This window comes from Bacillus sp. FJAT-25509, from assembly GCF_001420605.1.
GTDB lineage: Bacteria > Bacillota > Bacilli > Bacillales > Bacillaceae_G > Gottfriedia.
On record NZ_LJIZ01000008.1, the window covers coordinates 135,848 to 148,942 of the forward strand.

The 13,095-nt window shown below is 34.4% G+C and carries 11 protein-coding genes; 7 read left to right on the forward strand and 4 right to left on the reverse strand.

What is annotated here, in order from left to right; genetic code table 11:
• The first annotated feature begins 312 nt into the window (after nt 1–312).
• From AN960_RS05845 to AN960_RS05870, 6 genes are all read left to right on the forward strand, one after another.
• Nucleotides 313–1,650, forward strand: a complete 1,338-nt coding sequence (locus AN960_RS05845) for a 6-phospho-beta-glucosidase (protein WP_056468187.1) — start codon at nt 313–315, stop codon at nt 1,648–1,650.
• A 36-nt stretch (nt 1,651–1,686) separates the two neighbouring features.
• The gene (locus AN960_RS05850) at nt 1,687–2,004 is read left to right on the forward strand and encodes a PTS lactose/cellobiose transporter subunit IIA (protein ID WP_056468190.1); all 318 of its coding nucleotides are present in this window, start codon (nt 1,687–1,689) and stop codon (nt 2,002–2,004) included.
• Nucleotides 2,005–2,055: 51 nt separating this feature from the next.
• A complete protein-coding gene (locus tag AN960_RS05855) occupies nt 2,056–2,964 on the forward strand; it encodes a BadF/BadG/BcrA/BcrD ATPase family protein (protein WP_056468192.1) in 909 nt (302 codons plus the stop codon).
• A 74-nt stretch (nt 2,965–3,038) separates the two neighbouring features.
• On the forward strand, nt 3,039–3,929 hold the full coding sequence (gene murQ, locus AN960_RS05860) for an N-acetylmuramic acid 6-phosphate etherase (RefSeq protein ID WP_056468196.1): 891 nt from the start codon (nt 3,039–3,041) through the stop codon (nt 3,927–3,929).
• Nucleotides 3,930–4,129: 200 nt separating this feature from the next.
• Nucleotides 4,130–4,984, forward strand: coding sequence for a MurR/RpiR family transcriptional regulator (locus AN960_RS05865; RefSeq protein WP_056468199.1), 855 nt, complete (start codon nt 4,130–4,132; stop codon nt 4,982–4,984).
• A gap of 377 nt (nt 4,985–5,361) precedes the next feature.
• The gene (locus AN960_RS05870) at nt 5,362–6,720 is read left to right on the forward strand and encodes an Ig-like domain-containing protein (protein WP_056468201.1); all 1,359 of its coding nucleotides are present in this window, start codon (nt 5,362–5,364) and stop codon (nt 6,718–6,720) included.
• Nucleotides 6,721–6,831: 111 nt separating this feature from the next.
• Here AN960_RS05870 and AN960_RS05875 read toward each other — a convergent pair whose 3' ends face one another.
• The 3 genes from AN960_RS05875 to AN960_RS05885 all read right to left on the reverse strand — a co-directional run bounded on the left by AN960_RS05875 (nt 6,832) and on the right by AN960_RS05885 (nt 10,780).
• Nucleotides 6,832–8,166: a (Fe-S)-binding protein gene (locus AN960_RS05875; protein ID WP_056468204.1), complete on the reverse strand. Its 1,335-nt coding sequence runs from the start codon at nt 8,164–8,166 to the stop codon at nt 6,832–6,834.
• Complete coding sequence (glcD, locus tag AN960_RS05880; RefSeq protein WP_056468207.1) at nt 8,163–9,575, reverse strand: glycolate oxidase subunit GlcD; 1,413 nt, start codon at nt 9,573–9,575, stop codon at nt 8,163–8,165. Before glcD ends, AN960_RS05875 begins: the two co-directional genes overlap by 4 nt.
• An 86-nt stretch (nt 9,576–9,661) precedes the next feature.
• Entirely contained in the window at nt 9,662–10,780 is a 1,119-nt protein-coding gene (locus AN960_RS05885) for a CdaR family transcriptional regulator (protein WP_056468210.1), read from the reverse strand.
• Nucleotides 10,781–11,016: 236 nt separating this feature from the next.
• On the opposite strand from AN960_RS05885, the gene truA reads away from it, so the two are divergent.
• Nucleotides 11,017–11,760: a tRNA pseudouridine(38-40) synthase TruA gene (gene truA, locus AN960_RS05890; RefSeq protein ID WP_056468211.1), complete on the forward strand. Its 744-nt coding sequence runs from the start codon at nt 11,017–11,019 to the stop codon at nt 11,758–11,760.
• Between the two features lie 42 nt (nt 11,761–11,802).
• On the opposite strand, the gene AN960_RS05895 is transcribed toward truA, so the two are convergent.
• On the reverse strand, nt 11,803–13,032 hold the full coding sequence (locus AN960_RS05895; protein ID WP_056468214.1) for an MFS transporter: 1,230 nt from the start codon (nt 13,030–13,032) through the stop codon (nt 11,803–11,805).
• Nucleotides 13,033–13,095: the final 63 nt, after the last annotated feature.

Genomic DNA, 13,095 nt, shown 5'->3' on the forward strand with positions numbered 1-13,095 from the left:
AGTTTAATTATAAGAGCGCAATTATCTTTTTCTCCTTCGTAATAATCATCAATTTATTACTTTGTCCTCTGATTCAACAAATAGGCTTAGCCTACCAAACATCATTATTTATTGCGAATAGTATTGCTTGTAGTATAGGTTTACCTTTTGTCGTCTTAAAGCTAGAAGGGAAATACAAGAATAGAAGACAAGCACTAAAGTTTATTTTAATTTCTACCGCTGTTTGCACATTAATGAGTTATTTTCTGTTATTCCCACTATAAAAATGCACTACTATTTTTGGTACTTAAACTATTATGAGGTGAGACAATCATGAGTAAAGAAGGAATTAAAATCGTAACAATAGGCGGCGGATCTAGTTATACGCCTGAATTAGTAGAAGGCTTTATTAAAAGATATAACGAGCTACCAGTGAGTGAGTTATGGTTGGTAGATATAGAAGCAGGCAAAGAAAAGTTAGAAATCGTTGGGAACTTAGCTAAACGAATGGTTAAAGAAGCGGGAGTACCAATGGATATTCATTTAACGTTAGACCGAAAGTTAGCGCTAAAGGATGCTGATTTTGTAACGACTCAAATGCGAGTAGGATTACTAGAGGCGCGAATTAAAGATGAACGTATCCCTTTGCAATTTGGGATGATTGGTCAGGAAACGAACGGTGCAGGTGGTCTATTTAAAGGTCTAAGAACAATACCCGTATTACTTGAAATTGCTGAAGAAATGCAGCAACTATGCCCGAATGCATGGCTAATTAACTTCACAAATCCTGCTGGAATGGTTACAGAAGCATTACTTCGATATAGTAAACATAAAAAGGTGATTGGAGTTTGTAATGTACCAATTAATATGACAATGACGATTGCTAAATTGTTAGAAGTAGATCTAAGTCGTGTACATATTGATTTCGCTGGATTAAACCATATGGTATATGGACTTCATGTTTATGTAGATGGAAAAGAAGTGACTGAACATGTATTAGAGTTATTAGCGAATCCTGAAATACAAATGACTATGAAAAATATCGCACCATTACCATGGCAAAAAGAATTTATTATGTCATTAGGTGTACTTCCTTGTCCATACCATCGTTACTATTACAAAACGAAACATATATTAGATGAAGAATTAGAATCTTTTAAAACGGGCACTACTCGTGCAGAGGTCGTTAAGAAGTTGGAAGATGAGTTATTTGAATTATATAAAGACGAGAATTTAGCTATTAAACCACCTCAACTTGAAAAACGAGGTGGAGCTTATTACAGTGATGCCGCTTGTAGTTTAATTACATCTATATATAACGATAAAAAAGATATCCAAGTATTAAACGTTCAAAATAATGGTTCAATACAAGGGATTCCGAATGAATCAGCTGTAGAAGTAAATTGTATCGTTACAAAGCAAGGACCAATTCCGATATCAGTAGGTGAATTACCACCTCAAATAAATGGATTAGTTCAGCAGATTAAATCATTTGAACGAGTTGGAGCTGAGGCGGCTGTTACTGGATCTTATGGGAAGGCATTATTGGCACTAACAATTAATCCATTAGTTCCAAGCGATGAAGTTGCAAAGGATGTACTAGATGCACTTTTAGACGCTCATAAAGAATACTTACCATTATTTTATAAAGAAGAATTGGTAATTCAATAAGGATAAATAGAAAAACAAAACTTAAGGAGTATGAATATGATGATGACTAACGAGCAAGAAATTTTTGAAATTATATCACATGGTGGGAATGCAAGATCACTAGCTTACGAGGCATTAGAGGCTGCAGAAAAAAATGATTTTGAAACAGCAGATCGCTTAATTGAAGAATCACACCAAGAAATTGGTCATGCACATAAAACTCAAACGACTTTAATACAAGCTGAATTAAATGGTCAGCCATGTGAAAAGTCTCTATTAATGATCCATGCTCAAGATCATTTAATGACTGCAATGAGTGAACAAAAGCTAATAGAGCATATCATTCGTTTACATAAAAAATTAGCCGAGAAATAGTACGATTCATATCGTAATAGAATAGATGAAAGATGGTAGGGGGCAGTTTTAGTGAAATATGTTATAGGTCTTGATGGTGGAGGAACTAAGTCAGAGGCGATCGCTTATAATTTAGATGGTGAAATTATTAGTCAAGGATATTCTGGTTTTAGTAATTTACTAATCAATGAAAAAGATGGAATTAATCATATTATAGAAGCAATTGAAAATTGCTTGAGCCCTTTATCAAAAGAGAATTGCTTGTTCTTATTTTTAGGAATTGCTGGAATTGGTGGAGTGAAAGATCGAGGTCCTTTAGAAAAGGCACTAAATGGTGCTTTTCGTATCCCTTTTAAAATTGTTAATGATGCACAAATTGCACATGCAGCATTACTAAATGGACAAAGTGGTGTTTTAACAATCGCTGGTACGGGTTCAATTTGTATCGGAATGCATAAAGAACGGACTGTTACGGCAGGTGGATGGGGTCATCTTCTAGGGGATGAAGGAAGCGGATATTGGATTTGCATGGAAATCTTTAAAAAGATTACACAGGAATCTGATGAAGGTATTCCATTAAGTTATTTATCTTTAAAAATGCTAGAAAAATTGCATTTAAAGGAAGCTGAAGAACTTAAAAAATACATTTATCACAATACAAAAGCCGAGATTGCTTCACATGTTCCATTTATAGTTGAAATGGCCAATATGGGTGATTTAATGGCCTTATCAGTTCTAGATAGGGCTGGCCAACTTCTTGGAAAAACGACGATCCAAGCCATAAAAAAGTTAAATCTTCGAGAAGAGCCACGTGTTGCAACAAAAGGAAGTATTCTAAGTCGAATACCAGTCGTTCAGAAAACGTTTATTCAAACAATACATGAGCACTATCCAAAAGTAACATTTTATACGGACGAAATCTCTTCGACCTTCGGAGGATATCTATTAGCTATGAAAGAAGTAAATTCACGTAAGGAATAATTAAATGCGATAAAAACAGGAAGTGCAGGAAGAACAAAAGAATAAAAATCCTGCCTAATGATCGAGGTGAAATTATGTTAGAGAACTTAACAACCGAAATTAGAAACAAGCGTACGAGTAACTTAGATCAACTAAGCGTCGATGAGTTTTTAAATATAATGAATGAAGAGGACCAAAAGGTGGCTCTTGCAGTTAGAGAACAAATTCCGATGATTTCAAAGGTAGTTCAACTAGTTGTTGAAGCATTTCAAAACGGAGGACGTTTAATTTATGCAGGGGCTGGTACAAGCGGAAGAATTGGTCTGCTGGATGCGGTTGAATGCCCACCTACATTTGGAACGAATCCTAGTGAAGTCATTGGATTAATTGCAGGCGGTGAAAGAGCTTTTATTAAAGCTGTTGAAGGTGCCGAAGATAGTGAAGAGCTAGGTAAGGAAGACTTATTACGAATATCCCTTACAAGAAATGATATCGTGATCGGTATTGCAGCATCGGGTAGAACGCCTTATGTAATAGGTGCTTTAAAGTATGCAAACGAGATTGGAGCAAAAACTGTAGCGGTAGCATGTAATAAAGGTTCAAAAATTGGAGAGGTTGCCTTCCAAAAAATTGAAGTCGATAATGGTCCAGAAGTGTTAACAGGCTCTACCAGATTAAAAGCTGGAACATCTCAAAAGTTAATTTGTAATATGATTTCGACGGCTTCAATGATTGGAATTGGAAAAGTATATAAAAATCTCATGGTAGACCTTCAATTAACGAATAGTAAACTAGTTGATCGAGCGAAAAGGATAATTGTTGAAGCGACTGGCTGTGAATATGAAACGGCGAGTAATTACTTACAAAAAGCAAATAATCAAACGAAAATAGCAATTGTTATGATATTAACGGGAATGAATTATGATGAAGCAATAATCAGTTTGAATAAAGCTAGTGGTTTTATTACCAAAGTAGTAAAAAATTAATTAAAGGGCGACAACTAGTCATTTGATACTAGATGTCGCCTTTCTATTTCATATTAAAATATGATTTTGCTTTTCTATTTTATACTTTATAATTTGGTTGTAATCATATTGCGAAAACGATTAAAAGAGAAAAAAATGCCGGTTGAAGATTTTTATCATTCATCATTTTATACTAATAAAGAGAGAGTTGAGTAGATTAAATGAATGCACTAAATGGCGGTTTAATCATGTTAAAGGAAATGCTATATAAACTTCCACCTTCTGAGAGAAGGGCGGCTAAATATATAATTGAAAACCCGGAAAAATCAATTCAATATACAGTTTTTGAACTTGCAGAAAAAAGTCAAACAAGTAACTCTGCAATTATTAGATTATGTCGCTCATTAGGCCTTAAAGGCTTTCAAGAACTTAAGCTACGAATTGCAGGTGATATCATCACGACAACAGAGGTAGGGTCAAGAGATATCAATTTAGGAGAATCAACTGCTTCCATCATTAAAAAGATGACGAACAACAATATTCAGGCAATTAAAGATACTAGCGATATTATTAATGTGAGTGATTTAGAGGAAGCAGTACAAGCTTTAACAAAAGCTAGAAATATATATTTCTTTGGAGTAGGTGGCTCAATGGTAGTTGCCTTAGATGCACAACAAAAGTTCTTGCGTATAAAAAAATATACATCTGCATTTACTGATTTGCATTTGTTAGCTGTTCAAATAGCGAACCATGAGGAGAATGATGTCTTAGTAGGAATTTCATTTTCTGGAGAAACACTAGAGGTTCAAAAAGCTGTTCAAATTGCCAAGGAAAACGGTGTTAACACTATTAGTATCACGGGCTTTGGTTCGAACTCTGTATCAAACTTAGCGGACATTAAATTATTCAATTCTCCACATCGTGAAGCAACATTTCGAAGTGGAGCAACGTCATCAAGGATGGCTCAACTACATGTCATCGATATTTTATTTATGGCTGTCGCAACACAAGAGTACGATCAAACAATTCAGTATATCGATCAAACAAGAACGGCTATTTCTTCTTTAAAAAAGTAAATAATGTAGGTTTACGGATAAAACAGAGAATAGGCAATTTAATAAAAAGCACAAGGAAATCAATATTTCTTGTGCTTTTTATTTTAAAGAGAGTTATTATGATGGGCAGTTAGGTGCTCAAAAAAATGAAAGGGTAAGTTGGTAGAATATGGTTAACATCAAAAATACAAAGGAGGATTAGAAAGCTGCTTGGGAAGGCAGAAATAACGAAAATGCTATTGTGATTGGTGTTGTCCAATCACTTTGGCCAGGGAACTGTTTAGTGGTCATAAAGTTTTAATAGTATAGTGCAAAATTTTTATTGCACATAGCTAATTATTGAAGGATACTAATAAAGGATTCACTATAACGAACGGAAAAAGAGGGGAAAGAACATTATGATGAAAAAGGGTATTTTATCTTTAGCAACTTTAGGTTTATTAGCTTCACCATTATCTTTCACAACTGCTCATGCAGAAGGAAACGGGTACAATCTATCAAAGAATATGATTGAACATCTTGGAAACGAAATTAAATACTCACGGTCTTTTTCAGTAAAAAACATTAATAAAATGGGTATTCTTAGTAATTCCACAAGTTCAGACGATGATTTTATTTTTGAGACAGAGCCAAATGAAGAGTTTGCAACTGCAGATAATACTTCCTTCAAAAAACCGTTAATTGGCCAGTTACTTTCAACAGATGAGTATTATGATTATGATTTACATAAAGTAGTCGTACCAAATGATGGACTATTATATGTAGCTGGTTATACTGATTCTACTAATATTGATCTATCATTTTTAGCTTGGGAAAAAGGTTATGTTGAAAGTAATAGATTACAATATTTAGATAATTGGGAAGAAGACGGGATTGAATACCAAGTATATCAGGCAAAAGCTGGTACATATTATGTAGAAGTTTACGATAATGATCAAGAACAAGACATTGACAATAATACAGAAGATGACCAATATGTGATCGCGACTGGATTTGAGGACAATGTAGCACCAATTAAACCTTCAGTAAATAAAGTTGATAATAATGATCTAGTGGTTACTGGAAAGGCTGAAGCCAATTCTACTGTAACAGTTAAAAACGGTAGTACGGTATTAGGAACTCCTACAAAAGCAACATCAACTGGAACTTATTCGGTTAAGATTCCTGTTCAAAAAGCTGGAGTAACTTTAAGTGTTTATGCTAAAGATGCAGCTGGGAATACGAGTGTTGCTGGGACAACAAAAGTTGTTGATGTTATTGCGCCTGCAAAGCCAATTGTTAACAGAGTTGATAATAACGATGTAGTTGTAACAGGTAAAGCGGAAGCTGGTTCTACTGTTGCGATTAAAAGAGGGACAACAACACTAGTGACTGTAAAGGCTACAACTTCTGGAACATATACAGCGAAAATCGCTGTTCAAGTAGCTGGCACTAAATTAACAGTAACAGCTAAAGATGCTGCAGGAAATACAAGTGTGGCAACTACTGTAACTGTCGTTGATGTAATTCCTCCAGGAAAACCAACAATTAATAAAGTAGACGACAATGATTTAAAAGTAACTGGAAAAGCTGAAAAAGGTTCAATTGTGACGGTTAAGAAAGGTTCTACGGTATTAGGATCTGCAACAACTAACACTAGTGGAGTTTATTCAGTTAGTATCAAAGCACAGAAAAAAGGAACAGTCATTTCTGTAACTGCAAAAGATAAAGCAGGAAATACTAGTGCTGCTGCAACATATACTGTTGTAAAACATTAATATTTCCATGAGAGCCAAGGATTTATTCCTTGGCCTTTTTATTGTGTAAATTATGACGCATAGAAGGGCAGTAAAAAACACAAGGATTAGGTTCCTTGTGTTTTTTTAGAATTAATTTGCTTTATATTCAGCAGCTTTTAAAAGTAAATCAACAATGTGTACAACTTCCACTTGTTCTGATTGATTCTCTCGATCTACACCTAGCTTCATTTGTAATAAGCATCCAGGGTTAGCTGTTACAATTGTAGTAGCTTGTGTTTTTGTTGCTTGCTTCATCTTGTAATCTAGTATTTGCATCGACATTTCGGATTCGACGATATTATAAATACCAGCTGAGCCGCAGCAACGATCTGCATCTTTCATTTCGTGATAGTATACATTTTGTATTGACTTCAATAATGTTCTTGGAGCGGAAGCGGTTTTCATAACATTTCTTAAATGGCATGAATCCTGATACGTAATGATTTGTTCTGGTAAACTTAATTTTACTTTATTATGAAACTCAACTTCTACTAGAATTTCTGAAATATCTTTTAGTTTATTTTTAAACGAAAGAGCTCGATCTTTCCAAATTGGATCGTCTTTAAGAAGATGATCATAGTCAATTAGGAAACCACCACAGCCACCTGCATTTGTAATGATATAATCTACACCGAGATTTTCGAAGGCTTCGATGTTTTTCTTTGCCATATCTTTCGCAATCGACTTTTCACCACTATGACCATGTAATGCACCACAACACGCCTGGTCTTTTGGAATGACAATTTCACAACCAGCCAATTGTAAAAGCTTCATCGTTGCATTGTTTGTTTCTAAGAACATTGTATCCATTAAACATCCAGAGAAAAATGCAACCTTCTTTACTTTCTCTTTTAATGGTGGCAAATAGTCAGGGCGTGACTTCATTTGTTTCATAGTTGGGACCTTAGGTAAAACCTTTTCCATTGCAGATAAATTGTTTGGAATCAGCTTCATAATACCAGCTTTTCTTGCTACGACTTGAAGGCCTGTTCGTTGATATAAGCCTAATAGACCAACTGCAAGTCTCATACGTTTTTGATGCGGGAAAAGTTCTTTAAATACGACTTTACGAACAGCTCGTGCAGGAAGTGAATGTTTTTTGTGTTGAGCAATAATATCTCTAGCTTCTTCTAGTAAATGACCGTATTTCACACCAGAAGGGCAAACAGGCTCACATGCACGACATCCAAGACATAGCTCAAGTGTACGTTCCACATCTTCATCTGGTTCAATTAATCCGTCCGTTACTGCTTTCATTAAAGCGATGCGTCCACGTGGTGAGTGTGATTCTTTTTGACCGGATTCAATATAAGTTGGACAGCTCGGTAAACAAAAACCGCATCGCATACAGTTTAAAAGCTCATCTTCGTTCATACGCTCTTTAAATTGTAGACCAATAGCTTGTTGTTCTTGAAGTGTTGTCATTTTGACACCACCATTCTTTTACGACTGTCTTTTGCAAAGACTTTGCCTGGGTTCATTATATGATTCGGATCTAAAGCTGATTTGACAGCGAGCATTGCGTTAATTCCTTCTTTACCAAGCTTTAACTCAAGGTAAGGTGCTTTTACGATTCCAACACCGTGTTCACCTGTAATCGTGCCACCAAGTTCAATTGCTTTTTCAAATATCTCTGCAAATGCCATTTCTACTCGTTCCATTTCTTCGTGATCACGAGCATCGGTAGGACAAGTAGGATGTAGATTTCCATCGCCTGCATGACCGAATGTACAAATTTTTACATTATGTTTTTCAGCAATCACATTAATTGCTGAAACCATTTCAGCAATTTTAGAACGAGGGACAGTTGCATCCTCTAAAATTGTTGTTGGTCTTAATTGTGCAAGAGCTGAAAGAGCAGAGCGTCTAGCCGTTCGTAATGCTACTGCTTCTTCTTCAGACTTAGCTACACTAACTGAAATACATTGTTCTTGCTGACATATTGATTTTATTAATTCGATATCTCTGTCTACAACTTCCTTAGGACCATCTTGCTCAATTAATAAAACGGCTTTTACATCGGTCGGTAGCCCAATCTGTGCAAAATTTTCAACTACTTCTAGAGTAGGTTGATCCATAAATTCAAGGGAAGTAGGGATAATTTTATTAGCGATAATTTTAGAAACCGTTTTGGCTGCATCTTCCAAGCTATCATATAATGCAAGCATTGTTTTTTTCGTTTCTGGCATTGGAATAAGCTTTAATGTAGCCTCGGTAATAATACCTAAAGTTCCTTCAGAACCAACAAATAAACGAGTAAAATCATATCCAGCAACATCTTTTGCTAGCTTTCCACCAGTTCGAATAATGTCTCCGTTTGCTAATACGATTTCAAGAGCAATGACGTAATCACGTGTTACACCATATTTTAATCCACGTAAGCCACCTGAATTTTCATTAATATTTCCACCTATTGTAGAAATTTTCATTGAGCTTGGATCTGGCGGATAAAATAAGCCTTTTTCTTCAATTGTATTAATCATATCAAGAGTGACTACACCAGGCTGAACTGTAATAGTTAAGTTTTCTTCATCTATCTCAAGAATATTATTTAAGTGTTTAAATAAGATAACGATACCACCATCTGTTGGACAAGTACCACCGCATAAATTCGTTCCAGAGCCTCTAGGGACAATCGGAATGTGATTTTCGTTACAGATTTTCACGATTTCGGATACTTCTTTAGTCGAACGAGGACTAATGACTGCATCCGGAAGAGCTTGCAAATTCGGTGTAGCGTCATAAGAATATACGAGTCTCTCTACTTTTGAATCATCATAATTTTCTTTTCCAACAATTGCTATAAAACTTTGTGCAATGTCATTTGTAATCATAAATAAATTCCCCCCATTATCTTAATTCAAGTATAAAGAGTTAATAGATGAATTTACTATAGAGGAACATACAGAAAAAACACCATTTACCGGTGTTTTTTTGTAGAATCATCTAGTAGGTATGTTCCGATATACAATTTAACTAAATCTTGGATATCTTTCGGATTCAATTTCGTTAATTCAGTAATTTTACCTAGGCGATATAGAAGTGTGTTGATATGAATATGTAAGGATTGTGCGGTATTTTTAAGGGATTGATTTTGATTTATATATTCTTTAATTGTAATAAATAAATCCTCTTCACTTAATATAGGCGCAATTGTCCGTTCTATAAATGTTTTCTTAATCTCTTGCGAAAGTTCCTGCAGAATTAAATCAATTGTTAAATCTTCATCAAAAATAATTGAACTTGTTTTTAATGCTACTTTTAATGCGCGAGCCGCTTGATGATATGATTTATGTAATTGTTTTGGAGTGATTTGTTGCCCAACGCCCGCAGCAATGGGGGAGTTTAATCGACTTTTTATAATCTCATATAGATCATGTATTCTTTGTAGTTGATGAATATCTTTATTCGAATCATCAATTTTCATCAAAAATACAATTCGATTATTGCCCCAACGAACAAATACGTCATCTTTATTTCGATTTGCTAAATCAATTATTAGTTGCCTTGTATCGATTGGGACCATATTGGTATTTTCCCATTCAAAAATAATAACCTGCCTAATATAATTTAAATCAATAGTTAGCATAGTAGAACGTTCATAAAAATAATCATCCCACTCAATATCTTGAATCCAATCAAATACAAATGCTTCTAAAGTTCTTTGTTGCAAATCAATTTGATCAGTATAATAGTTTTCTCTAATTAATAATTCTGTCATCCTACGAAGCATTTCTCCAAAAGGGGAAATTTGCTCGGGATTTCCTGTGATTCCAATTACTCCAACTATTTCATTTTGAAAATAAATAGGAAGATTAATTCCAGCCTTTACACCATTTAAACGATTTTCATCGTCTGATGTGATCGTAAGCGTTTTTCTTTCATTAATTGCAATTAATGAGCCTTCATGAAATGTACCAGTTCGTGCTGGGTCTGTACTTGCTATAATGATGCCATCTGTATTAATAATAATGATATCCTCTTGTATTAACTTTCTAACTTCATTAATGATCTTTAATGCCAACTCATCAAGTACCATGTCAAACTCCTATCACAATTGTTACTATTAGTATAATGTAAAATGCCTCATTTCTACTAAAAGTAGTTTGTGAAAAAGGAAAAAAGTTATGAACTTATCTAGAATGGGCTAAAAATAGGATATGTAATAAAAAAGTGGTAAAGTGTTAAGAGCAGGAATTACAAAAAGATCAGTACTTTAAAATCTTAACGTAAGAGGAAAATAGTACATACATAGTGTTAGATAAGGAGCAAGAGATGAACAATTATAAATTAGTCATTCAATATGATGGGGGCCGATATAAAGGCTGGCAAAGGCTTGGTAATGGTGAAAATACAATTCAAGGTAAAATCGAGAATGTAATATCAGAAATGGTAGGAAGAGAAATTGAAATTATTGGAAGTAGTCGAACGGATGCAGGTGTACATGCATTTGAACAGGTTGCTAATTTTAAAATAAAAGAGAACATGCCTGAAATAGAAATTAAAAGTTATTTAAATCGTTATTTACCTAAAGATATTAGTATAAAGGAAGTTTCAATTGAATCTGACCGTTTCCATTCAAGATATAATACTAGTGCTAAAACGTACATCTATAAAATTTGGAATGAAGAATATACGAACCCATTTATGCGCAAATACAGTATGCATGTAGAAGAGAAACTAGATCTTAAAAAAATGAAGGCTGCAGCCGAGTACTTTTTAGGCGAACACGATTTTACAGCATTCTCAAATGCAAAATCTAAGAAGAAATCAATGGTACGAGAAATTTATTCAATTGATTTCGAAGAGAAAGACGGATTTATCCAAATAAGAATAAGTGGAAATGGTTTCCTTTACAATATGGTTAGGAAAATCGTTGGGACACTAATTGAAGTTGGAGCAGGTAGATTACACGCTGAAAATATATCGAAAATAATTGAATTAAAGGATCGTGCTCAAGTGAGTAATCTTGCGGATCCTGGTGGTTTATATTTGGAGAAAATTGAATTTAAATCATAACTTTAAAAAAAGCATTGGAATTTATAAATTCCAATGCTTTTTTTACTTATATTCGTTATTATTTTTCTTGTTATCCACTACAATACAAGCACTTTCCTTAAATAAAATCATAAGGAAAAAACCAATCAGCATTAAAATTAGCACGAAATAAACTGAATGAATCCACGTTGACTGCTCGCCTTTAATTAGCTGCATCACCCCAATGACAATTACAGCACCTAAATTCCCTGCCATCAAAAGTAGTCCTGTTGCTTCACCGGAAACTTTTTCACCAACTAGCTCTTCCGTAGCTGACAGCAGCAAAGCAAAGGCTGGTAAAAATATGAATCCAAGGAGGCTACCTATTACAATTAGAAAAGCAAAATTACCTGAAGTACAAACAGGATAGATTAATAGAAGTGAGCCGATAATCGTGACTAATAAAAAGGGCTTTCTTTTACCAACTTTATCTGAAAACACCGGGATCACAATTGAACCAATAATACCGCCTATTATTAAAGTGCCACCTACAATTCCGGCTTGTTCTGATGAAATTCCGTACGGTTTTAAGATTTGTTCAAGCCAGGATGTTAATCCATTAAAGACTCCTAAACCTAAAAAAGAAACGATGTTTAATAGTAAAAGATTCTTGTTTTTCAATAATTTAAATGTAGTGCTAAAACTTCCTGAAGTACTAGAATTTCGTTTTAATTTTGAGTTATGGTGACCGATGAAGAAGAAGAGGAGTGTTGCAAAAATTGTTAAAATTGCCATGATGATTAATGTTGGTTGGAATCCAAAATGATCTACAAGAAGCGGTGTCCCTGCTAAGGCTACTGCCATACCGATGAACATACCGACTGTGCCAATGCCAGTGGCTGTTGCTTGTTTATTTTTAGGAAACCAGTCAACTACTAAACTTGATATTGCATTTAAAGTATAAGGCTGGCCAATCGCAATTCCTATTTGACCAATTAGCAAAAATAAGAAGCTTGAATCGAAAATTCTAATAGTAGAAAAAACGGACATGAAAATGCCACCTAGTAAAATACTAAATCGATATCCAGCTCGATCAATTACCTTACCTGAGTGAATTGAAAATAAAATATAGATTAATGGAAATACAATTAATAACCAATTAATATCTGACTCAGAAACTTCGTAATGTGATTTTAAATATGAAATTAGAGGTGCAAAATTTAACCAAAGCATTTGACTAATACCAGCAAGTACAGCAAATGACAGTAAGACATACCAGTTCGATGAGTACTTAACAGCTTTAGTGGACTTCATTCTAACACTTCCCCAATTTATATTCTAAAAAAAGCGATTTAATAGAATATATGTTACTTCACT